This window comes from Aquitalea sp. S1-19 (assembly GCF_024343515.1).
In genome coordinates this window covers 1-23,054 of the sequence record NZ_RJTZ01000001.1, presented here as the reverse complement: position 1 = coordinate 23,054, position 23,054 = coordinate 1, and the positions used below count along the sequence as shown (strand labels likewise).

At 60.4% G+C, this 23,054-nt stretch carries 22 protein-coding genes; 11 read left to right on the top strand and 11 right to left on the bottom strand.

Going from position 1 to position 23,054, the window contains the following annotated elements; genetic code table 11:
* Nucleotides 1–25: 25 nt before the first annotated feature.
* The 5 genes from ptsP to polA form a co-directional block, all read right to left on the bottom strand.
* On the bottom strand, nucleotides 26–1,765 hold the full coding sequence (gene ptsP, locus EGI20_RS00110) for a phosphoenolpyruvate--protein phosphotransferase (RefSeq protein ID WP_498628603.1): 1,740 nt from the start codon (nucleotides 1,763–1,765) through the stop codon (nucleotides 26–28).
* Nucleotides 1,766–1,816: 51 nt separating this feature from the next.
* On the bottom strand, nucleotides 1,817–2,086 hold the full coding sequence (locus tag EGI20_RS00105; protein ID WP_124735941.1) for an HPr family phosphocarrier protein: 270 nt from the start codon (nucleotides 2,084–2,086) through the stop codon (nucleotides 1,817–1,819).
* Nucleotides 2,079–2,480: a PTS sugar transporter subunit IIA gene (locus tag EGI20_RS00100; RefSeq protein WP_498628601.1), complete on the bottom strand. Its 402-nt coding sequence runs from the start codon at nucleotides 2,478–2,480 to the stop codon at nucleotides 2,079–2,081. The genes EGI20_RS00105 and EGI20_RS00100 overlap by 8 nt, the downstream gene beginning before the upstream one ends.
* 47 nt (nucleotides 2,481–2,527) lie before the next feature.
* Nucleotides 2,528–3,919: a siroheme synthase CysG gene (gene cysG, locus EGI20_RS00095; RefSeq protein ID WP_498628599.1), complete on the bottom strand. Its 1,392-nt coding sequence runs from the start codon at nucleotides 3,917–3,919 to the stop codon at nucleotides 2,528–2,530.
* Nucleotides 3,920–3,991: 72 nt separating this feature from the next.
* Nucleotides 3,992–6,793 (bottom strand): DNA polymerase I, encoded by a 2,802-nt coding sequence (gene polA / locus EGI20_RS00090; protein WP_498628596.1) that lies wholly within the window; start codon nucleotides 6,791–6,793, stop codon nucleotides 3,992–3,994.
* A 14-nt stretch (nucleotides 6,794–6,807) separates the two neighbouring features.
* Here polA and EGI20_RS00085 point away from each other — a divergent pair, with 14 nt between their 5' ends.
* Genes EGI20_RS00085 through thrB form a run of 3 tightly spaced genes read left to right on the top strand, consistent with a single transcriptional unit; the run spans nucleotide 6,808 to nucleotide 8,825 of the window.
* Nucleotides 6,808–7,536 (top strand): LOG family protein, encoded by a 729-nt coding sequence (locus tag EGI20_RS00085; RefSeq protein ID WP_124735937.1) that lies wholly within the window; start codon nucleotides 6,808–6,810, stop codon nucleotides 7,534–7,536.
* Between the two features lie 17 nt (nucleotides 7,537–7,553).
* Nucleotides 7,554–7,877 (top strand): DUF2782 domain-containing protein, encoded by a 324-nt coding sequence (locus EGI20_RS00080; RefSeq protein WP_498628594.1) that lies wholly within the window; start codon nucleotides 7,554–7,556, stop codon nucleotides 7,875–7,877.
* Between the two features lie 9 nt (nucleotides 7,878–7,886).
* Complete coding sequence (gene thrB / locus EGI20_RS00075) at nucleotides 7,887–8,825, top strand: homoserine kinase (RefSeq protein ID WP_498628593.1); 939 nt, start codon at nucleotides 7,887–7,889, stop codon at nucleotides 8,823–8,825.
* A 56-nt stretch (nucleotides 8,826–8,881) separates the two neighbouring features.
* Here the strand turns inward: thrB and EGI20_RS00070 are convergent, their stop codons facing one another.
* Together EGI20_RS00070 and EGI20_RS00065 are read right to left on the bottom strand one after the other, a co-directional pair.
* On the bottom strand, nucleotides 8,882–11,200 hold the full coding sequence (locus tag EGI20_RS00070) for a putative bifunctional diguanylate cyclase/phosphodiesterase (RefSeq protein ID WP_498628591.1): 2,319 nt from the start codon (nucleotides 11,198–11,200) through the stop codon (nucleotides 8,882–8,884).
* A gap of 79 nt (nucleotides 11,201–11,279) precedes the next feature.
* Entirely contained in the window at nucleotides 11,280–12,140 is an 861-nt protein-coding gene (locus EGI20_RS00065; RefSeq protein WP_498628589.1) for a LysR family transcriptional regulator, read from the bottom strand.
* A 161-nt stretch (nucleotides 12,141–12,301) separates the two neighbouring features.
* On the opposite strand from EGI20_RS00065, the gene EGI20_RS00060 reads away from it, so the two are divergent.
* Both EGI20_RS00060 and EGI20_RS00055 read left to right on the top strand, forming a co-directional pair.
* On the top strand, nucleotides 12,302–13,234 hold the full coding sequence (locus EGI20_RS00060) for a YeiH family protein (RefSeq protein WP_498628587.1): 933 nt from the start codon (nucleotides 12,302–12,304) through the stop codon (nucleotides 13,232–13,234).
* A gap of 115 nt (nucleotides 13,235–13,349) precedes the next feature.
* Nucleotides 13,350–14,381, top strand: coding sequence for a YeiH family protein (locus EGI20_RS00055; RefSeq protein ID WP_498628585.1), 1,032 nt, complete (start codon nucleotides 13,350–13,352; stop codon nucleotides 14,379–14,381).
* Between the two features lie 57 nt (nucleotides 14,382–14,438).
* Here EGI20_RS00055 and EGI20_RS00050 read toward each other — a convergent pair whose 3' ends face one another.
* Nucleotides 14,439–14,810: a YbdD/YjiX family protein gene (locus EGI20_RS00050; RefSeq protein ID WP_498628583.1), complete on the bottom strand. Its 372-nt coding sequence runs from the start codon at nucleotides 14,808–14,810 to the stop codon at nucleotides 14,439–14,441.
* Nucleotides 14,803–16,869: a carbon starvation CstA family protein gene (locus EGI20_RS00045; RefSeq protein ID WP_498628581.1), complete on the bottom strand. Its 2,067-nt coding sequence runs from the start codon at nucleotides 16,867–16,869 to the stop codon at nucleotides 14,803–14,805. The genes EGI20_RS00050 and EGI20_RS00045 overlap by 8 nt, the downstream gene beginning before the upstream one ends.
* 247 nt (nucleotides 16,870–17,116) lie before the next feature.
* On the opposite strand from EGI20_RS00045, the gene hemF reads away from it, so the two are divergent.
* The 6 genes from hemF to EGI20_RS00015 all read left to right on the top strand — a co-directional run bounded on the left by hemF (nucleotide 17,117) and on the right by EGI20_RS00015 (nucleotide 20,624).
* Nucleotides 17,117–18,025: an oxygen-dependent coproporphyrinogen oxidase gene (hemF, locus tag EGI20_RS00040; RefSeq protein WP_498628579.1), complete on the top strand. Its 909-nt coding sequence runs from the start codon at nucleotides 17,117–17,119 to the stop codon at nucleotides 18,023–18,025.
* Between the two features lie 27 nt (nucleotides 18,026–18,052).
* The gene (locus tag EGI20_RS00035; protein ID WP_498628577.1) at nucleotides 18,053–18,835 is read left to right on the top strand and encodes an MOSC domain-containing protein; all 783 of its coding nucleotides are present in this window, start codon (nucleotides 18,053–18,055) and stop codon (nucleotides 18,833–18,835) included.
* 79 nt (nucleotides 18,836–18,914) lie between these two features.
* Nucleotides 18,915–19,235: a hypothetical protein gene (locus EGI20_RS00030; protein ID WP_498628576.1), complete on the top strand. Its 321-nt coding sequence runs from the start codon at nucleotides 18,915–18,917 to the stop codon at nucleotides 19,233–19,235.
* A 54-nt stretch (nucleotides 19,236–19,289) separates the two neighbouring features.
* Nucleotides 19,290–19,721, top strand: coding sequence for a DUF411 domain-containing protein (locus EGI20_RS00025; protein WP_498628574.1), 432 nt, complete (start codon nucleotides 19,290–19,292; stop codon nucleotides 19,719–19,721).
* 18 nt (nucleotides 19,722–19,739) lie between these two features.
* Nucleotides 19,740–20,204 carry a CopM family metallochaperone gene (gene copM / locus EGI20_RS00020; RefSeq protein WP_498628572.1) on the top strand — a complete coding sequence of 155 codons (465 nt, stop codon included), beginning with the start codon at nucleotides 19,740–19,742 and terminating at the stop codon, nucleotides 20,202–20,204.
* Nucleotides 20,205–20,375: 171 nt separating this feature from the next.
* Nucleotides 20,376–20,624, top strand: coding sequence for an alanine-zipper protein (locus tag EGI20_RS00015; RefSeq protein WP_124735924.1), 249 nt, complete (start codon nucleotides 20,376–20,378; stop codon nucleotides 20,622–20,624).
* A 62-nt stretch (nucleotides 20,625–20,686) separates the two neighbouring features.
* Here the strand turns inward: EGI20_RS00015 and EGI20_RS00010 are convergent, their stop codons facing one another.
* Both EGI20_RS00010 and glmS read right to left on the bottom strand, forming a co-directional pair.
* The gene (locus EGI20_RS00010; protein WP_498628569.1) at nucleotides 20,687–21,724 is read right to left on the bottom strand and encodes a L,D-transpeptidase family protein; all 1,038 of its coding nucleotides are present in this window, start codon (nucleotides 21,722–21,724) and stop codon (nucleotides 20,687–20,689) included.
* A 133-nt stretch (nucleotides 21,725–21,857) separates the two neighbouring features.
* Nucleotides 21,858–23,054: glutamine--fructose-6-phosphate transaminase (isomerizing) (gene glmS, locus EGI20_RS00005; RefSeq protein ID WP_498628567.1), on the bottom strand; the 1,197-nt coding region annotated here is incomplete at its 5' end.

Here is a 23,054-nt window from a genome sequence, read left to right as displayed (position 1 = left end):
ATTTTCAGCATAGAAAAAAGCCGGATCAAACGTCCGGCTGGGCATTGAGTTGTTGCAACAGGTCGGCAATCTTATCAGGATCTTCGCTCCTGAGCATGCGCGACACGATGGGGGCGATGGTGTCGAGGTGGGTTTCGCGTACCACCTGTTTCACCGCCAGCACGCTGGCCGGGTGCATGGAGAAGCGGCGCAGGCCCATGCCCAGCAGCAATCGGGTGAGCCTGGCATCGCCGGCCATCTCGCCGCAGACCGACACCGGGACATTGCCGCGGGTGGCGGTCTTGATGGTGTGGCCGATCAGTTTCAACACCGCAGGGTGGATGGGGTCATACAGATGGCTGACCGAATCGTCGTTGCGGTCTATCGCCAGCGTGTACTGGATCAGGTCATTGGTACCGATGGAGACAAAGTCGACATATTTGAGGAAGCTGCCGACCACCAGCGCCGCCGACGGGATCTCGATCATGGCGCCGACTTCGATTTCTTCGGAAAACGGGAAGCCGACTTCGCGCAACTCTTGCCGGGCATACTCCAGCTGGGCCAGCGCCTGCTTAAGCTCGGAGAGCGAGTTGATCATGGGAAACAGGATACGGATCTTGCCATGCGCCGAGGCGCGCAGCAGAGCGCGAAGCTGTTCGCGGAACATCAGCGGCTCGGCCAGACACAGGCGAATACCGGTCAGGCCCAGCGCGGGGTTATCGGCGCTGCTGCGTCCCAGCCACTTGGGGTTCTTGTCGGCACCCAGATCCATGGTGCGTATGGTCACCGGCGCGCCCTTGAGCGACTCGGCCACTTCGCGGTAGGCCAGATACTGTTCTTCTTCCGATGGCAGGGTATCGCGCCCGAGAAACAGGAATTCGCTGCGGAACAGGCCGACGCCTACGGCACCGCTGCCGTGTACATCATTCACATCGGATGGCAATTCGATATTGGCCAACAGTTCAATCACGGTGCCGTCCTGGGTGGTGGCATGCGCCTTGCGCACCTTGGACAGCTTGCGTTTCTTGTCGCGCCAGGCACGCTGGCGGCGGCGATACTCGGCGAGCACGACAGGCTCGGGATTGATGATCACCACGCCTTGCAGGCCATCGACGATGATGACTTCTTCTTCGCAGATCAGCTCGCGCCCGTGATGCAGCGCAATCACCGAAGGCAAGTCCAGACCGCGCCCCAGGATGGCAGTATGGCTGGTGCTGCCGCCCACGTCGGTGATAAAGGCCGCGACGTTGGACTCCTTGAAGTACACCATATCGGCCGGCGACAAGTCGTGCGCGACCAGAATGGTATCGTCGGCGAGAATATCGGGCGCCAGCAATTCACCCGCGTGGCCGCGCAGATTTTTGAAGATGCGCTCGGTCACTTGCAATACGTCGTGCTTGCGCTCGCGCAAATAGTCGTCGTCCATCGCATCGAACTGCTCGACCAGGCGGTCGCACTGCAGCTTGAGCGCCCACTCTGCATTGCAGTTCTGCTCGGCTATCAATTCGCGCGGTTCGTACGAGATGGTGATATCGCCCAGCAGCATAATGTGCAGCGACAAAAAGGCCCCCAGCTCGGCCGGGGCATTTTGCGGAATGCTGCCCCTGAGCATTTCCAGCTCTTTGCGCGTGGCGCGGATTGCCTCGTCAAAACGCAGCTGCTCGGCCGGCACTTCCTCGCAAGCGAGCAGCACATGCGGCACGTCGGTCATGCTCTGCGCCAGCAGGTGTGCGCGCCCGATGGCGATACCCCCGCCTACCGCGACGCCGTGCAGGATAATGCTCATGCCCCTTCTCTCCCCGATATTGGTTTTAACGCGTGCCTTGGTACGCCGAACTTACTCCGCTTCGTCGAAGCGGTTATTGATCAAACCCAATAATGCGGCCAGTGCATCCGTTTCGTCCTGGCCATTCACTTCCAGCTCGACGGTAGATCCTTTACCCGCCGCCAGCATCATCACCCCCATAATGCTTTTGCCGTTGACGCGGCGGCCATTGCGCGCAATCCATACCTCGCTCTTGAAACGGCCGGCGGTCTGGGTGAACTTGCTGGACGCCCGCGCATGCAGACCCAATTTATTGATGATTTCGACTTCTTGTTTAAGCATCTTGCTCCCCGTTATCCATAAGCTGTACGCCCTCTTCTCCGCCACTCATGGCCTTGGCCACGACCATTTCCAGCGGGTTGTCCGCATAACACAGGGCACGCACCAGCATGGGCAGATTGGCACCGCTGACCACCGCTACCTTGCCGTGGAGCGCCAGCCGGCCGGCAATATTGGCCGGCGTGCCACCCAACATGTCCGACAACACCAGCACACCGCTGCCGCTATCCAGCGACGCGATCAATGCTTGCGCCGATTGCTGCACCACAGCCGGCTCGGCATCGCAAGCGACGGCCAGCGCACGGGCATTCGCCGGCACATGCCCCAGCACATGGCTGGCACACTCCAGCAGGCTGTCGCCCAAGGTGTAATGGGTAATCAGCAAAATGCCGATCATGGTGGTGCTCCCTGTTATTTTACCCGTCGCAGATGACGGTAATTGTATCAGCCGCCCGCCGGCTTGCGGCGGTACCAAGTCAGGCGCTCCGACAAGCGTACCACCTCGCCGACAATAATCAGCGCCGGCGAGGCAATGCCGTGTGCCTGCGCCAGCGCCGGCAAATCGGCCAGCGTTCCGGTCAGCGTGCGCTGGCGCACAGTAGTGGCTTGCTCGACAATCGCCGCCGGCGTATCGGCCGCCTTGCCGTGCAGGATAAAACCATCGCACAGCCCCTGAATATGGCTCAAGCCCATATACACCACGACCGTCTGCTGCGGCCGGGTCAGTGCCGGCCAGTCGAGGTTGAAGCTGCCGTCCTTCATATGGCCGGTCACAAACACCACCGACTGTGCGTAGTCGCGGTGCGTAAGCGGGATGCCGGCATAGGCGGCCGCACCCGACGCCGAGGTAATGCCCGGCACCACTTCAAACGGAATCCCTTCAGCGGCCAGCGTATCGATCTCCTCGCCGCCACGACCAAAAGTAAACGGGTCGCCACCCTTCAACCGCAATACACGACGCCCGGCCTTGGCCAGGCTGACCATCAGGCTGTTGATATCGTCCTGCGGCAAGGTATGGTCAGCGCGCGCCTTGCCCACATAGATACGCTCGGCATCACGGCGCACCAGCTCCAATAGCTCGGGCGCGACCAGCTTGTCGTACAGCACCACATCGGCTTGCTGCATCAGGCGCAAAGCGCGGAAAGTCAGCAGGTCGGGGTTGCCCGGCCCTGCACCCACCAGATAGACGCAACCGGCGTGCCAGCGCGCGTCGCTCGCCAGCAGAGCATCCATTTCGACATCGCCGCCATCGCTGCCCGCCATCACCGCCTCGGCCAGCGGCCCTTGCAGCACCGCCTCCCAGAAGGCACGACGCTCGTCTACCTGGCTAAAGCGTGCCTTGACCCTCTCGCGCCAGTCACCGGCAAAGCCTGCCAGCGCGCCATACCCTGCCGGAATCAGACTCTCCAGCCGCGCGCGCATCAGCCGCGCCAGCACCGGCACCTTGCCGCCGGTCGACACTGCAATCACCATGGGCGAGCGGTCAATAATGGCCGGCGTAATGAAGCTGGAGAGCTCGGGGTCATCCACCACATTCACCGGAATGCCGGCGGCCTTGGCCGCATCCGCCACCTGCTGGTTCACCTCGCGCGCATTCGTTGCGGCAATCACCAATTGCGGCTGCCCCAGCATTTCCGGCCTGAAAGCCGCGCCAATATGCTCCACCTCGCCTGCGGCCACCCACGCGGCCAGCTCGGGCGTAAGCTCGGGCGCAATAATGCGCAAGCGCGCGCCGGCACTACGCAGCAAGCGCGCCTTGCGCAAGGCGACTTCTCCGCCGCCGACCAGCAGGCAGGCCTGATCCTGCAACTTCATGAAAATCGGAAAATAATCCACAGCCCGGCTCCAACACATCAGGCCAATAGCATACCCTGAAACCGGGTATGGATGCCGCTTCTGTACCAGTACTTAATGCGCCGCCCCCCAGCTATCGCCGGCGCCGACTTCGGCCAGTAACGGTACTTTCAGCGCCGCCACCCCGGCCATCAGCTCGGGCAGTTTGACCTTGACCAGATCCAGCTCGGCCATGGGCACTTCAAGTACCAGTTCGTCGTGCACCTGCATAATCAGCTTGCTGGCCAGTTTTTCGCGCTGCAACCAGCCCTGTACCGCAATCATCGCCAGTTTGATCAGATCCGCCGCTGTGCCCTGCATCGGGGCATTAATCGCCGCACGCTCGGCGCCGGCACGGCGCATGGGGTTAGCACCGCGGATTTCCGGCAGATACAGGCGGCGGCCGAAGGCGGTTTCCACATAGCCCAGTTCGCGTGCCGACTCGCGGGTGCGCGCCATATAGTCGGCCACGCCGGGGTAGCGCATGAAGTAGCGGTCGATATACTGCTGGGCGGCGCTGCGCTCGATATCCAGCTGGGCGGCTAGGCCGAATGCGCTCATGCCGTAGATCAGACCAAAGTTGATGGCCTTGGCTGCACGGCGCTGCTCGCTACTGACCGCCTCCAGGCTGACGCCGAACACTTCGGCGGCGGTGGCACGGTGAATATCTTCCCCTGCGGCAAAGGCGGCCAGCATGCCCGCGTCGTCCGACAGATGGGCCATAATCCTCAGCTCGACTTGCGAGTAGTCGGCCGACACGATGCAGGAACCGGCCGGCGCGATAAAGGCTTCGCGCACACGGCGCCCTTCTTCGGTGCGCACCGGAATGTTCTGCAAATTAGGGTCCGAGCTGGACAAACGCCCGGTCACCGCCACTGCCTGTGAATAACTAGTATGCACACGCCCGGTCTGTGGATGAATCAGCAAGGGCAGCTTGTCGGTATAAGTCGACTTGAGCTTGGCCAGGCTGCGGTACGCAAGGATCAGCTTGGGCAGCGGGTAATCCAGCGCCAGCGCTTCCAGCACCGATTCATCGGTGGAATAACCACCACTGGCGGTTTTTTTCACGCCCTTGGTCGGAATGCCCAGCTTGCCGAACAGGATTTCCTGCATCTGCTTGGGCGAATTGATATTGAAACTCTGCCCGGCCAGCTCGTGGATCTTCGTTTCCAGCGTCAGCATCTCCAGCCCCAGGCTATGGCTTTGCGCATGCAGGCGGTCTCGGTCGATCAACACACCATGGCGCTCCATAATGAACAGCACCTCGGCCACCGGCAGCTCGATATCGCGATAGACCGAGGCCAGCTTGTCTTGCAGCATAGGCTTGAACACCGCATTCAGGCGCAGGGTAATGTCGGCATCTTCGGCGGCGTAGCGGGTGGCGGTATCCAGATCGACCTCGGCAAAGCCGATCTGCTTGGCGCCCTTGCCGCAAATGTCTTCGTAGGCGATGGTCGTTTCGCCCAGATGGCGGCGGGCCAGATCATCCATATTGTGGCGCTGATGGCTCTCGACTACGTAGCTTGCCAGCATGGTGTCGTCAGCCACGCCGGCAAGGGTAATGCCGTGGTTGGCAAATACATGGCAGTCGTACTTGAGGTTCTGTCCCACTTTTTTGCGACCGGCATCCTCCAGCCATGGCTTGAGCCTGGCTAGGGTCTCTTCCAGATCCAGCTGGTCGGGCACACCGGGGTAATCATGCCGTAGCGGGATATACGCCGCTTCTGCGGCCTGTACCGACAGGCTAAGCCCAACGATGCGCGCCGCCATCGGCTCCAGGCTGGTGGTTTCGGTGTCGACCGACACCAGCTCGGCATGGTTTAGCTTATCCAGCCATACATCCAGCTGGGCGGGCGTGGTGATCATCTGGTAATCGCGCGCCAAGGGTGCGGCCAGCGGCAGGGTTTGGGCCACCACCTCGCCAAGCGGTGCAGGAGAGTCAAACAGGTCATCGGTCGTATGCAGTGCCGGCGCAGGTTTGGCCATGGCAGGCGCCACAGCGACGCTGGCGGCACCGCCCTCCTCCATCAGCTCGCGGTAAAAAGTCCGGAAGCCGAATTGCTGAAACAATTCCGCCAGGCGCGCCACATCGCGCCGGCCATGAACCAGGCTGTCCATCCCGTGCGCCATATGTCCGGCCAGGTCGACATCGCATTTGATGGTGATCAGCTCGCGCCCCTTGGGCAGCCAATCCAGCACCGCGCGCAGGTTTTCGCCCACCTTGCCGCCTATCTTGTCGGCGTTGGCCATCACGCCCGCCAGCGTGTCGTATTCGGCCAGCCACTTGAGCGCGGTCTTGGGGCCGCATTTGTCCACGCCGGGCACGTTGTCGACCTTGTCGCCAATCAGCGTCAGGTAATCGATGATGCGTTCAGGCGGAACGCCAAACTTGGCCAGTACCCCGGCCTCATCCAGCACCTCGTTGGTCATGGTATTGACCAGCGTCACGGCGGGTGTCACCAGCTGCGCAATATCCTTGTCGCCGGTCGAGACAATGACCTTCATACCTGCTTTTTCGCCGGCATGGGCCAGGGTGCCGATCACATCATCGGCCTCGACCCCGCCCACCACCAGCTTGGGCCAGCCCAGAGCCTCGACCACCGCATGCACCGCCTCGACCTGGCTTGCCAGGTCTTCCGGCATGGATGGCCGCTGTGCCTTGTACTCGGGATACAACTCGTCGCGGAAAGTCTTGCCTTTAGCATCGAATATGCAGGCGCTATAATCGGAGGCCACCTCCTTTTCCAGCCGGCGCAACATGTTCACCATGCCGTATACCGCACCCATGGGCTTGCCATCGGGCGAGCGCATATCCGGCATGGCATGGAAGGCGCGATAAAGATAAGAAGAGCCGTCAATCAGCAGCAGTGTTTTCATAAGAGGCTTTTAAGATGAGCTTGTCCGATAAGTTGCCGCCCAGCAGCGACCGCTACGAGATGATGCAACGCTTCCGTGCCCGCGAGGCCTGGCACGTGATGAAGATATTGTCGGAATTTGTTGAGTCGGCAGAAGAACTGCAGGGTATCACGCCTGCAGTCAGTATTTTCGGCAGCGCGCGTACCGCGCGCGACCAGCGTTATTATAAGCTGACCGAGGAAGTCGCCCGCCTGTTGTCGGACGCCGGCTTCTCGGTCATCTCCGGCGGCGGCCCCGGTATTATGGAGGCGGCCAATAAGGGTGCATTTTACGGACGCAGCCCGTCGGTTGCGCTCAATATCGTACTGCCGCACGAGCAGACGCCCAACCCGTATCAGGACCTCAGCCTCAAATTCAACCATTTCTTCAGCCGCAAGGTGATGTTCGTCAAATACGCCATCGCCTACGTGGTGATGCCCGGTGGCTTTGGTACACTGGACGAAATGTTCGAGGCACTGACACTGGTGCAGACCGGCAAAAGCCGCAAGATTCCCATTATTTTATGCGGCAGCGAATTCTGGCAGGGCCTGCTCGACTGGATACGCGCCCAATTGGTCGACGGCGGCATGATTGCCGCAGCCGACCTTGATCTGGTGCAGCTGATCGATGAGCCTCAGGCCATTGTCGACACCATTTTCAAGTATTACGAAACCCGTGGCTTCGAGGCGCTGCCCGAAGAAAACGAACAACTGCTCAATCTTTGAGCACCAAGGAAACCACTATGCGCCATCTTTTGCTTGCCCTGACGCTTGCCAGCCCGCTGGTACTGGCCGACACCCCGCCGGCCGCTCCCGTTCCCCCGCCACCGGCCATCGCCGACGGCATGATTGAGGGCGCCGGCCCCGAGCCCGAGGTGCGCATTATCCAGAAAGGCGCGGACAAGATAGAGGAATACCGCATCAACGGCCTGCTCTATATGATCAAGGTGACGCCATCGATCGGCTTTCCCTACTATCTGGTCGACGATGATGGCACCGGCAACCTCAAGCAGATCGATCCGGCACGCCGCATCGTTATCCCGCAATGGGTCTTGATGCGATTCTAAGGACAAAGCATGTCGGTTTACACCTCGGTTACAAAACAGGCGCTGACAGACTGGCTCGCCGGCTATGCGCTGGGCGAGCTGGTCGATCTGAAAGGCATCGCCGCCGGTATCACCAATACCAATTATTTCGTCACCACCACCCATGGCCGTTATGTGCTGACGCTGTTTGAAGCGCTGCAACTGCACGAACTGCCCTACTACCTGCAACTGATGAGCCATCTGTCGCGCCACGGCGTCGCCTGCCCGGCGCCTGTCGCCGACAATACCGACCGGCTGGCGTCCATGCTGTGCGGCAAGCCGGCCTGCCTGGTCACCTGTCTGGATGGCGCCGATGTCAGCGAGCCCTCGGCGACGCAATGCCGGGCACTGGGCGAAATGCTGGCCACCTTGCACCGTGCCGGCGACACCTTCACCCTAAAAATGAAAAACCCCCGCGGCCCGCGCTGGTGGAGCCAGGCAGCGCAGACGCTTTACGCCAGGCTGCCGGACAGTGACGCGGCCATGCTGCGCGCAGAGATCAAGCTGCAGGACAGCCACCGCTTCGATCATCTGCCCTCGGGCGTGATCCATGCCGACCTGTTCAAGGATAATGTGCTGATGAAGGGCGAGGCCATTGCCGGCTTTATCGACTTTTACTATGCCTGCAACGATGTACTGCTGTACGACGTAGCCATCGCACTGAATGACTGGGCGCGCAAGGCCGATGGCACGATAGACGATACGCTGGCGCGTGCGCTGCTGGATGGCTACCGCAAGGTGCGGCCGCTCACGGCAGAAGAAGAACAAAACTGGCCGGTGATGCTGCGGGCCGGTGCCTTGCGCTTTTGGGTGTCGCGCCTCTTGGATCTGCACTTCCCGCCTGCAGGCGAACTGACCTTTACCAAGGACCCGGCGGTATTTCGCCAGCTGATTGTCGACGACAGCAGACGCACGGATTTCTGGCTGTAAAAATCAGCCTGTACCGAGCGCTGGGCAGGCGCTCAGTACAGGCCATGACACACTCGCTAAACCGCAGTAACAGGCCGTTCAAGCTGCGCCCAATCATGGGGCTCGCCCAGCCAGGCGAGCATGGCCACCCCATCCATCGGGCGGGCAAACAGATAACCCTGTATCTGCCGGTAGCCTATCGCACGCAATTTCCGGTACTCCTCGACGGTTTCCACACCTTCGGCAATCAATGCCAGCCCCATGCCCTGTGCCATGTCGTACACGGTGTGCGCCAGCGTGTCATCTCCGGCGCCCAGCAACTGGACAAAACTGCGATCCAGCTTGAGCGTATCAAACGGCAGCGCGCATAGCCGCGCCATGGACGAGTAGCCGGTGCCAAAATCATCCAGATGCAAGCCTATGCCTATGCCCACCAGTTCGGCCAGCGTCTGCCCGGCCTGAGGCAACTCATCCAGCGTCGCACTTTCAGTAATTTCGATCGAAACGGAATCTACAGGCAGACCATGCCCGGCAATCAGCGCCTGCAATCGAGCGGCCAAATTCACTTCCAGCAGCTGCAACGCCGACAGATTGACCTGCAATTTGAGCGCAGGCTGCAAGGCCCGGAACGCACAGAAGTCCACCAAGGCCCGGCGCAGCATCTGCTCCCACAGGGTACCGATCAGGCCAATTTCTTCGGCCAGCTGGATAAATGTCAGCGGTGGAATCATGTGGCCATTCAAGGACCAGCGCGCCAGCATTTCCAGCGAAACCACCTGCCCTGTCACCGCATCCACTACCGGCTGGAACCACGGCCGGATCTCGTCGTTTGCCACCGCACTGCGCAAAGCCTGCTCCTGCGACAAACGCTCATCGGCAGCGGCACTCATCTCCTGACGGTATACGCACAGGCCATCCCGCCCCTGCTGCTTGGCGGCATACATGGCAAGATCCGCATGGCGCATCAGAGCCAGCACTTCCATGCCGGCTTGCCAGCTTGCCAGCCCTATTGACGCGGTGACCTTCAATTCGTGGCGGCCCACAATAAAGGGCTGGCGCAAGACAGGAAGTAGCCGCTGCGTCACATGTGCGGACAAGGTGGCGGCATCATCAGCAATCAATGCGCAAAATTCGTCTCCGCCACTACGGAACAACATACCGCGACCGTCCAGCACACGGTGTAGCAGCTCCGCCAGTGCCTGCAACAACTGATCACCGACCAGGTGACCCAGGCTGTCGTTAATCCGCTTGAAACCATCCAGATCAAGCAGCAGCAGGCTATAGACCTGTCCGTTGCTGCGTCTTGCCACTTCCGCCAGCGCCTGCTCCAGCGCCCAGCGGTTTCCCAGCCGGGTCAGCGGATCCGTCACCGCCTGTTGCTGCAGCGTCTCCCGCACCCTGGCCAGCTCATCCATTTGCCGGTTGTAAGCCAGCGCCAGATCATCCAGTTCGCAGTGCCCCTCAACCGGCCAGTGATGAGTCTCGCTCCCCGCGCCCGTGCGTGCCAGGCGGGCAAACTGTTCGATACGAGAAATCACCAGTTCACGCAAAAAACGGCGCATCCACCAGCTGGCGATAGCGATCAGCAAGACAATACTGCAAGCAAAGAAGCCGCTCAGCCATAACAGCATGCGGTGATCCAGCTGCTTATCTATCTGCAGCGACCAGCCCGGCGCATCGGCAAGTGAGCGGACAAGACGATACTCCACCCGCCCATCCCAACCATAGCCAGCGCGCACCTCCTCATGCCCCTGCCCGACCGCCACGTCCAGCCCGGCCTGTGCACCCAGCCGCGCCATATTGGCCCCGTCAAGATAACGCCCCATCACCATCATGCCGTTGCTGGGGGCGCTTTCATCCGTCGTACTGATGCCAGCCAGCGCCAGCTGCGCAGGTCGTGAACCGATAAACGCCAGATGCTTGGCAGTCTCCCCCGCCGCCAGTTTCTGGCTCTGAATAGCCAGCGCAGACAAGGCGCGCAGCAATGCCGGCGACAAGGGGCTATGGCTATCAGCGGCAACGACGTACAACAACTCGCCATTACGACGAAAAATGGCAGTGAAATCGACACCCAGACCATGATAACTATCGGAAAAACTGGTTTCGATAAAGCGGCGGTCGGGACGATTGACATAATGGTAAGCATCATCCCAACTGGCATAATCCTTCACCAATGCCTGCAGGCGTTCGCGTTCTGAAGCCAAGAGCAGGGTCGCCTTGTCGGCCTCGGCCTGCATCAGGGTCTTGTCGTTCAGATGCGTAAACAAAATGAGCAGACACAGGCTGGCGAGCAATAGCAGGCTAGCCAGTACCGTCATCAACAAGACAAAGCGTCGCGTCAGCAGCGCCTGTAGACGGATAGAAGATGGGGGATTCGGCGTGGTTAGAGTCGGCACAAGCCACACTTCCATATTAATTTATATGGAATTTACACTGGACCAATAAAAACCACTACCGATTAATGAATTAACCCACTCACAACCTTTGCAGGAAAGCCTGCAAATGCCGGGCCGCAATCCGTTCACGCTGTTGCACCTGCCACAGGCTGCGTACCAATCGCGGCAGCGGTGCCGATAACTCGACCAGACGGCCATCGGCCAGCCATTCATTCACCACTTCGCGCGACAGGCAGGAGATGCCCAGGCCCGCCGCCACGCTGCGCTTGATCGCCTCAGAGTCGCCCAGCTCCATCTCCAGATTCAGCCCGGGCAAATGGGGCAACAACAGGCGCTCGACCTCCTCGCGTGTGCCGGAACCGGCCTCGCGCAAAATCCACGCCGCCCCGGCCAACTCGGCCGGCGTCAGGCTGCGCCCGGCCAGCGCATGGGCGGGGGATGCAAAAACTACCAGTTCATCTTCGCGCCAGGGCAGAACCAGCAGTTCCGGATGATGGCACGGCCCTTCGACAAAAGCGCAATCGACCTCAAAGCCAAGCACTGCCGCGATAATATCGCGGGTATTGGCGACCTTCATTTCCAGTTGCACGGCAGGGTAATCGCGCCGGAAAGCGGCCAGATGCGCCGGCATCAGATAGTTGGCAATGGTGGTACTGGCGCCCAGCTTGAGCCAGCCGGCATCGCTCAAAAACAGCGTCTCCACATCATGTGCGCTATCCAGCAAGGCACGGGCACGCGGCAACAACACGCGCCCATGCTCGTTCAGCACCAGACGCCGCCCCACCCGGTCAAACAGGCGCAGACCCAGACTGGCCTCCAGCTTGTCCAGCGCCTGACTGGCCGCCGACTGGGTCAAAGCCACCCCCGCCGCCGCACGCGTCACGCTGCCTTCTGTCGCGATGGCGGCAAACACTTCCATTTCACGCAGGGTAATGTGCATCTATCTCCCCTTCACCATCACGAAGGCCTAATCAATCAGTTTTACGAATCAATACTATTAATATTATCTGTTTTTCCTCTAAGCAAATGGAAGGTATTGTTCGCTATCTTTAAAACAAGTCTATCTGCGGCTACATCCGCATGCAGATCAAGAAAAACAAAATGGCTACTCTTCCCCGTTTGACCTGCCAGACCAAGACCGTGCTCTTTGCCGTCGCTGCCCTGCTATGCCTGCTGACCAGTCCGGCCATCAGTCTGTTTGCCGGCCTGGTGTTTGCCCTGACGCTGGGCAACCCTCTGCCCGGCCTGACCAAGCAACTGTCCAAGCAATTGCTGCAGTACTCGGTCATTGGACTGGGTTTCGGCATGAACCTGCATGAGTCGCTGGCCTCCGGGCGCGAAGGCATGCTGTTTACCATCGTGTCGGTCAGCCTGATCATGCTGCTGGGCTGGTTTATCGGCCGCCGCCTCAAGCTGTCCGACGGCACCGCCTACCTGATCGCTGCCGGCACCGCCATCTGCGGCGGCAGCGCCATTGCCGCCGTGTCGCCGCTGACCAAGTCCAGCGAAAGCGAGATCTCGGTGGCCTTGGCGACCATCTTCGTGCTCAACGCCATCGCGCTGTTTATCTTCCCGCCGCTGGGTCATTATTTCGGTTTGAGCGACCAGCAGTTCGGCATCTGGGCGGCCATGGCAATTCACGACACCAGCTCGGTGGTGGGTGCCGGTGCGGCCTATAGCGAGGAAGCGCTGAAGATCGCCACCACGGTCAAGCTGACCCGTGCGCTATGGATCATTCCGCTGGCCTTTGTCACCACCCTGGTGTTCCGCGACAAAAGCGCCAAGATCCAGATTCCGTGGTTTATCTTCTTCTTTATCCTGGCGATGATTGCCAACACCTATCTGAGCATTCCGGCCGTACTGACAAGCAGCGTAGTCTGGCTGTCGAAAAAAGCCCTGGTGCTCACCCTGTTCCTGATCGGTGCCGCCTTGTCGCGTGATGTGCTGCGTACCGTCGGCATACGTCCGATGGCGCTGGGGCTGATTTTGTGGGCCATCATCGGTACGGCCAGTCTGGCGGCGATTACGCTGTAAGCAACGACTGCGGCATGGCTTCTATCCGAGCATAAGCCGGTGAGCATACCCTGCCACCGGCTTCTATAGTCTTAACGACAAGACTCCCGCTCCGAGACGGAAAGAAGACACCACCATGCCACCACTCAAATCCTTAATTCCCGGCCTTGCGCTCTCATTACTGCTGGCCTTCGCGTCCATCTGGGCAGCCGAGCTGGCCATCATGCGCGAGTTCGGCTTTTCGGCGCTGACCATTGCCATCGCCGGCGGCATGATCATAGGCAATACGGTCTACCCGCTGTTTGCCGCCCCCTGCCACGAAGGCATCAATTTTTCCAAAGCCAAGCTGCTGCGCCTTGGCATTATTCTGTTCGGCTTTCGCCTGACCTTTCAGGACATTGCCGGCGTCGGTCTGGCCGGCATCCTGATCGATGCGCTGGTACTCACTTCGACCTTCTTCCTGGCCTGGTATCTGGGACGCAAGGTGTTCGGTCTGGATGAGGAAAGCACCATACTGATCGGGGCAGGCAGTGCCATCTGCGGCGCAGCAGCGGTGCTGGCAACCGAACCGGTACTGCGCGCCAAGGCCGACAAGGTGGCGGTGGCGGTGGCCACCGTGGTGGTATTCGGCACGCTGGCGATGTTTGTCTATCCGGCCGCCTGGCATGCGCTGGTCAAGGCCGGTTATCTGGCCAATAACGAGTTCGCCTACGGCGTATTCAGCGGGGCCACTATCCACGAAGTGGCACAAGTGGTCGCCGCCGGCAAGGCAGTGAGCGAAGACGCCGCCACCAGTGCGGTGATCACCAAGATGATACGGGTGATGATGCTGGCGCCTTTTCTGCTGATTCTGTCGAGCTGGCTGGCAAAACGCCATCGCGGCAGCGGGCCGGGGCGCGGCAAGGTGCAGATTCCATGGTTCGCCGTGCTGTTTCTGGTAGTGGCCGGCTTTAACTCGCTGGATCTGCTCTCCCATCCGCTGGTGACCTGGATTGTGTCATTCGACAATCTTATGCTGGCCGCCGCCATGGCCGCACTGGGGCTGACCACCCATATTTCGGCCATCCGCCAGGCCGGCGTCAAACCGCTGGCGCTGGCCGCGCTGCTGTTTGCCTGGCTGATCGTCGGCGGCGCGCTGATCAGCTCAGCCTTGCTGGCCTGGCTCTGACCGATAAAAAAACAGCCCCGGGAATACCGGGGCTGTTGCCATTGCTGCCGTTTACCTTCAGCACGGGCACTTGTTAACGTTGCCCGCGCCGGGAAAGCGCGCATCCAGACAGTAGCGATAAAAGTCCTCTCGACTCAATGGCAGCGCATCGGGGTGGCGACTGCGCATATGCTCGAGGTAGTACTCGTAGTCATGCACCCCCACCATCAGGCGGCAAGTCTGCACCACCTTCTTCGCCGCATCCCTGACCCCGGACAGCCAGCCTGACCCCAGGCTGTAGCGCTCGAAATCGTCACGGCTCATCACCACGCCATCTGGCGAGCGCAGCCGCTGCTCGTCCAGATAGCGCTGGTAAGCCAGATCCGCATCATCTGCGCTACGCGGCTCGCCCTTGGCCGCACTTGGCAGCAAAAAGCTCAGGTCAAGCATGGCCAGTATCCGTGCGCAGCTTGAGTTCGGCTTCGTGTACCGTCGGCTTGTCGGCCGCCAGCGCCTTGCGGATGTTCACCACCGCCGCGACCAGCATCACCATCGCCACCAGCATAAAGAATGCGCACAGCCCGGCATTGATCTGGTTGTTGAACACGATGCGTTCCATATCGGCGATGCTCTTGGCCGGTGCCAGCAGCGTGCCATCGGCAATCGCGTTCTGGAAGCGCTCGGACTGGGCCAGGAAACCGATCTTCGGATTATCGTGGAAAATCTTCTGCCAGCCGGCAGTCATCGACGTGATGTACAGCCAGATGGTCGGCACGATGGTGACCCACGCGTAACGCTGCTTCTTCATCTTGAACAAGACCACGGTACCCAGAATCAGCGCCATCGATGCCAGCATCTGGTTGCCGATACCGAACAGCGGCCACAGCGTGTTGATGCCGCCCAGCGGATCGGTCACCCCCTGATAGACGAAGAAGCCCCAGCCCGACACGGCCACCGCAGTGCCCAGCAAGTTGCCGGCCCAGGAGTTGCTCTTGGCTACGCTAGGAATCACGACACCAACGGTGTCCTGTACCATGAAGCGGCAGGCGCGGGTACCGGCATCGACTGCGGTCAGGATGAACAGCGCCTCGAACAGGATGGCAAAGTGGTACCAGAAGCCCATCATCGCGCGGCTATTGAAGATCTCACTGATGATGTGCGCCATGCCAACAGCGAAGGTCGGCGCGCCACCGGCACGCGACAGGATGGAGTGCTCACCCACATCCTTGGCGATCTGGGACAGAATTTCCGGCGTGATCATAAAGCCCCAGCCATTGATCACCGCCGAAGCTTCCTGAACCGTGGTACCGATCACTGCCGCTGGCGAATTCATCGCGAAGTAGACGCCCGGATCAAGCACGCTGGCACAGATCAGCGCCATGATGGCGACGAAGCTCTCCATCAGCATCGAGCCGTAGCCGATCATGCGAATATGGCTTTCACGCTCGATCAGCTTGGGTGTCGTGCCGGACGACACCAGCGCATGGAAGCCGGAAATGGCGCCGCAAGCGATCGTGATGAACAGGAAGGGGAATACACCACCGGAAAATACCGGACCGGAACCGTCGATAAAGCGGGTGATGGCTGGCATCTTGAGTTCGGGCGCGGCAAAGATGATGCCGACGGCCAGACCGGCGATCACACCAATCTTGAGGAAGGTCGACAGGTAGTCACGCGGCGCCAGCAACAGCCATACCGGCAATACCGATGCCACAAAGCCGTAGCCGATCAGACCCCAGGTCAACTGCACGCCGGTCAGGGTGAACAGCGGGCCCCAGGTCGGGCTTTGCGCGATGTTTTCGCCATAGACAATGGCCAGCATCATCAGCACGAAACCGATCACCGAGATCTCGCCGATGCGGCCCGGACGGAGATAACGCATATACACGCCCATGAATAGCGCGATCGGAATGGTTGCGGCAATGGAGAACACGCCCCATGGGCTCTCGGCCAGCGCCTTGACCACCACCAAGGCCAGTGCCGACAGGATGATGACCATCACGCCCAGCGCGCCCAGCATCACGATCACGCCGGCGCCGGTACCCAGTTCCTGCTTGGCCATCTCGCCCAGCGAACGGCCGTCACGACGGGTCGAGATAAACAGCACCAGGAAGTCCTGCACCGCCCCTGCGATCATCACGCCGATCAGAATCCAGATCGTACCGGGCAGAAAGCCCATCTGCGCCGCCAGAATCGGCCCGACCAAGGGGCCTGCGCCGGCAATCGCCGCGAAATGGTGGCCGAACAGCACCCATTTGTTGGTCGGTACATAGTCGAGGCCGTCGTTATGGCGCTCGGCCGGCGTCATCCGTTTGTCGTCAAGCTCGAACACCTTTTCGGCAATGAACTTGCTGTAGAAGCGGTAGGCAATGCTGTAGCACGACACCGCCGCCAGCACCAGCCAGACGGCGTTGACGTGTTCGCCGCGGCTGAGCGCCAGCATGGCAAACGCGATGGCGCCCACCAGCGCCACCGCGCCCCAAGTCAGCCACTGTTTGATTTCTTGCATGAAACAATCCCTTGCGGTGAATGGGTAGGAAAAAACTCTTTTGGGTTTTTGTATTTTGTATACCGAATTGTGTCCTACCCACAAGTAATAATCAATATGAAATCAAATGCATTTTTTCATAACAAAATCTCGCCTGAAATTCCAACAACACTCCGCTTTATTTGCCATCAACATATACATGGTTCGCATACAAACGATGCGCACGCTGCTGTTACAATCGGCCAACTGCATTTCCGGAATCCCCGCCATGAGCCACCCCCACATTGATCAGGTCAAAACCTTCCTGCTGGACCTGCAAGACCGCATCTGCAGCGCACTGGAAGCCGCCGACGGCCGTGCACGCTTTGTCGAAGACGCATGGCAGCGCCCAGCCGGTGGCGGCGGCCGCAGCCGGGTACTGAGCGCCGGCGCAGTGTTCGAACAGGCCGGTGTCAATTTTTCGCATGTCTCCGGCGACAACCTGCCCGCCTCGGCGACTGCCCATCGTCCGGAACTGGCCGGACGGCGCTTCGAGGCCATGGGGGTGTCGCTGGTGATCCACCCGGAAAATCCCTATGTGCCGACCAGTCACGCCAATGTGCGTTTTTTCATTGCCGAAAAGGAAGGTGAAGAGCCGGTCTGGTGGTTTGGTGGCGGCTTTGACCTGACCCCCTATTACGGTTTCGACGAAGACTGCGTGCACTGGCATAGCGTGGCACGCGACCTGTGCGCACCCTTTGGCGCAGAAACCTATCCGAAGTACAAGACATGGTGTGACGACTACTTCTATCTCAAGCACAGAAGCGAACCGCGCGGCATCGGCGGCCTGTTCTTCGACGATCTGAATACACCCGATTTTGCACAAAGCTTTGCCCTGATGCAGGCGGTAGGCAATGGCTATCTTGATGCCTATCTGCCGATTGTCGAGCGCCGCAAGAGCCTGCCATGGGGCGAGCGCGAGCGCCAATTCCAGCTCTACCGCCGCGGCCGCTATGTGGAGTTCAATCTGGTGTGGGATAGAGGCACGCTGTTCGGTCTGCAAAGCGGCGGGCGTACCGAGTCCATCCTGATGTCGATGCCGCCCTTGGTGCGCTGGGAATACGGCTACACGCCGGCCGCCGGTTCGGATGAAGAGCGGCTAAGCAGTCATTTCCTTACCGCAAGGGATTGGGTCTGACCCGCCCGCAGCCACGGAGCTTAAGCCATGCCGCTCACGCAAATCTTTATACACCCGCTCAAATCCTGTCGCGGCATAGAGACCGGGCGCGCGTTTGCCGGCTTTAGCGGCTTTTTGCACGACCGCGAATGGTTGCTGGCCACAGCGGATGGAAGCTTTATCAGCGCGCGCACCGACCCCGTGCTGCTGACGGTCAGTGCCGAGCCCTGGCCGGGCATGATGCTGTTCCGTGCGCCGGGTCGCCCGCCTATCGCTGCCTGCGAAACCCGCTACACCGAAGCAGTCGCAGCCGAGGTATGGGGTGACGCATTCCGCGCCTGGCATGGCGACGCGGCACTGGATGCATGGTTCAGCGCGCTGCTAGGCAAACCCTGCCGCCTGCTGTGGCTGGGTGCGCAATCAAAGCGCATGCGCAGCCAGCTTGAGCATCCGGTCTCGTTTGCCGATGGCTACCCCTATTTACTGGCCAATCAGGCCTCGCTCGCTGCACTGAACAGCGAGCTTGCCACCCCGGTCAGCATGCGCCATTTCCGCCCCAATCTGGTGGTTGACGGGTTTGCGCCCTGGGCAGAAGACCAGTGGAAAACGCTGCGTATCGGCGCCGTCGTCTTCGACGTCGCCAAGCCGTGTGCACGCTGCGTGCTGACCACGCTTAACCCGGACAGCGGCCAGCGCAGCCGCGACAGCGAACCGCTGCGCTTATTGGGCAAGCGCCGCCGCATCGATGGCGAAGTACTGTTCGGCTTGAATCTGGTCGCCCGCACACAAGGCCTCATCAACGTGAATGATGCGGTGGAAATACTGGCGTAAAGCCGCCCGTAAGCCACACGTGGCTGACGCAATTCAAGCGGCAGTGTTACCATGCAGGCACAAACTCCTTGAGACACTCATGTTTGCGCGTCTGTTACGCCTCGTCCTGCTTACGTTCAGCCTGCTGATTCCACTGCAGGCCAGTCTGGCAATGCCCGCCATCGGGCAGGACGACTGCTGCGCCAGCGAAATAAGCCAGACAGATTGCCATCAAGACATGCAGGACACGCTGGCCGGCAATAACAGCATGATGTGCTGCCAGTTGCATGCGGCCACACCCGCGGTGATCCTGACTACACCACCACTACTTGCACCCCGGGAAACCTGGCATGAACTGATGGCGCTAGCGCCCGAGTCCTGCATACCCGCCCCACCCGAACACCCGCCACGACAGGCCTGAATAGCGCGACAGCCATCCGGCTGACCTTATTCAAATCTATCGTGGAGTCTTTCCGTGAAACACCAACACTTTATTGTGGCTGCGCTTGCGGCCGTCCTTTCCCTGCCTGCGCTGGCGGCTCCCGCCGGCGTCATGCTCAAGGATCCTTATTGCGGCTGCTGTGATGCCTGGGCCGGCCATATGAAGCAAAACGGCCTGGAAGTAACGAGTCGTATCGAGCAGAACATGGCCAAAATCAAGGATGAACGTCGCGTGCCGGCCAACTTGCGCTCCTGCCATACTGCAGAAATAGGCGGCTATCTATTTGAAGGCCATGTACCAGCAGATCTGGTGAAAAAAGTCCTGAAAGACAAGCCCAAGATTGCCGGCCTCGCCGTGCCGGGCATGCCCATGGGCAGCCCGGGCATGGAAGGCCCGAGCAAACAGGCTTATCAGGTCGTCGCCTTCGACCGTCAGGGCAAGACCTACGTCTACGCCAACCGTTAATATTCAAGGAATACCATCATGAAAAAAATGCTGCTGATCGCCCTCGCCACCCTGAGCCCACTAGTCTTCGCTGCCGCACCGGCTCCTGCTGCCAAACCCGTCTGCCCGATGGCCTCAGGCAAGGGCCACATGATGCCCGGCCACGCCATGCCAGCCATGCCTGCAGGCTGCCCGATGGCAGACGCACACGCCGGCCATATGATGGCGGTGACACCTGCCACAGCCACGCCGTCTACGCGCGACTATATGACGGCGCATGATGCGATGATGAAAGGCATGGCTATCCAGTACAGCGGCAATGCCGACCGCGACTTTATGGCCGGCATGATCCCCCACCATCAGGGTGCCATCGATATGGCCCGCGTCGCACTCAAGCACGGCAAAGACCCGGTGGTACGCAAGCTGGCGCAGGAAGTCATAGAAGCGCAAGAGAAGGAAATCGCGCTGATGAACCAGTGGCTGGCCACCCACCCGCTGAAGTAATCATTTTCAAGCCTTCATCATCAAACCGCCCGACACCGGGCGGTTTTTTCACGCCCGCCGCCGGCAATTCTTGCCTTTTGCCATATAGCTGTTACTTATTCTCTATGGGGTCAACGCTTGCATCTGCTTGCGGCCAACATTGGCTGACTCCAGCCTTCAGGAGATCGTGCGATGAATGTAAAAACCACCCTCAGCCTTGTCGCGCTGACACTGTCCCTCGCAGCCTGTGCCACGACCGACACCGATGCCCGCAATATGGCGGCCAAGGCACAATCGACGGCTGACCAGGCCCTATCTACTGCCAATCAGGCCAATGCCAACTCGCAAGCCGCCGCCCAAATGGCACAGCAGGCACAACAAACCGCCAACCAGACCGCCGCCCAGCTTAACGGCATGATGCAGAAGGGCATGGTCAAGTAAAGCTGCGCCACAAACCATAAAGAGCCGCTCGCTGCGGCTCTTTTTTCTGCCCAGCAAGCACCTCACTGCTTGCGTAAGGGCACTCTGGCTTTGTTGGCATCCTCGCCATAAGGTGGCTCGGTATAGGCTTGCACCGGCAGACTCTCGATAATCTCGCCAGAGGTGGGGGCACCAGGGCTGACCGCCAGAGGCAAGACAGTCGGCTTGGCCAGCACCGCATCGACCCGCTGCCAGTCCACATCGCGGCCCTCCTTGTCCGGCAAGGCATCCAGCAGCGCTTGCACCTGCTCCCGATCTGGCACAGCCTGCTCATACTCGCCAACCACGGGGTAAGAAACCAGCACCGGCTTGCCATCCAGCACCCCGGCCATCAGTGGCTGGTTGATGATGCGGATAGCCACACCACGCGGCAGCAGCTTCATCAGCTCGGCAGCATTCTCCGGATACAGATGCAGACAGCCGTGACTTGCGCGCGTGCCCAAGCCCCATGGTTTGTTGGTGCCGTGAATGAAAATGCTCTTGAAACCGGTCTGAAAGGCCAGCATCCCCATCGGGTTATCCTCGCCCGGCGGCACATAATTGGGCAGGACTTCACCATCACGCTCGAAATGTTCAGCCTTGATGCTGTCAGGCGGCGTCCAGCCCGGATCCTGAATTTTGGCCACCAGCCGCGTCTCCCCCAGCGGGGTCGACCAGCCTTCGCGCGCAATACCCAGCGGCACGGTATACACCTGACGCGGCGGACCCTTTTTCGGCGGTAAAAAATAGAACAGCCGCCGCTGCGGAATATTCACCACCACCCCCTGCCACGGCTTGGGCGGCAACACATACTGCGTGGGCACGACCACCCGCGCATGTGCCTCCGGCGTCCACATATCGACAGCGGGATTGGCCTCGGTCATTTCCATAAAACCGGTGCCGTAGTGGCGCGCCAGATCCAGCAAGGTATTGCCCTCGGCCTCGACCGTCACCGCTTGCGGCGCACCCACCACGGTGTCGCCGTTTTCCGGCAGATCGAACACCTGCGCCTGTGCGCCGGCACAGGCCAAAGCCAGTGCCAGTGCCAGCACCGTCAGGCGGCAAGAGAACAGACTGTGCATATCATCATCCTCCATCGCATTTGCGATGCCTTCAGTGAAGCACATCTGCCACACGAAACCGTATTTCTGCCAGACACAAGATAAAACGGGGCACCCTCCGGTGCCCCGTTTCCATCAGTATGACACTGACGCCTTACTCAACGGTGACCGACTTGGCCAGGTTACGCGGTTTATCGACGTCGGTACCACGCGCCAGGGCCACATGGTAAGACAGCATCTGCACCGGGATGGTGTGCACGATGGGCGACAATACGCCGGAATGGCGCGGGGTGCGGATCACATGCACGCCCGGGCTGTCTTCGAAATGGCTGTCCAGATCGGCAAATACGAACAGCTCGCCGCCACGGGCCGAGACTTCCTGCATGTTCGACTTGACCTTCTCGAGCAGGCTGTCGTTAGGTGCAATCACCACCACCGGCATGTTTTCATCCACCAGCGCCAGCGGGCCATGCTTGAGTTCGCCAGCCGGATAGGCTTCGGCGTGGATATAGGTGATTTCTTTCAGCTTAAGCGCGCCTTCCAGTGCGATCGGGTAGTGCAGACCGCGCCCGAGGAACAGGGCATCATTCTTGGCGGCAAAACGCTCGGCCCAGGCCTTGATCTGTGGCTCGAGGTTAAGCGCATGTTGTACCGAGCCCGGCAGATGGCGCAGCTCGTCGATCAGGCGCGCTTCGTCCGCGTCGCCCAGCTTGCCGCGCAGCTTGGCCAGGGTCGCGGCGAGGGTGAACAGCGCCACCAGCTGGGTGGTGAATGCCTTGGTCGAAGCCACACCGATTTCGGCGCCGGCGCGGGTGTAGAACACCAGATCGGAGGCGCGCGGAATGGCGCTCTCACGCACATTGCAGATGGACAGAGCCCACTTGTGGCCCAGTTCGCGCGCGTATTTCAGCGCTTCCATGGTGTCCAGCGTCTCGCCCGACTGAGAAATGGTGACCACCAGATGCTCGGGGTCGGCCCAGGCCGCACGGTAGCGGTATTCACTGGCGATCTCGACATCGCACTGGATGCCGGCCATGGCTTCTATCCAGTATTTGGCGGTCAGGCCGGCGTAATAGCTGGTGCCGCAGGCAAGAATCTTCACTCCGCGCACACGGCTCAATACGTCGGCGGCCTGCGCGCCAAACAGCTCGGGCACAAAGCCGCTATCCAGCAGGTTTTCCAGCGTATCGGCAATCGCCTTGGGCTGCTCGTGGATTTCTTTCTGCATGAAGTGGCTATACGGGCCCAGCTCCAGCGAGGCCAGCGAGACATCGGACACATGGATGGCGCGCAGGGCCGGCTGATCATCCTTGTCGGTCAGCATCACGCTGTCACGGGTCAGCAGGCCGAT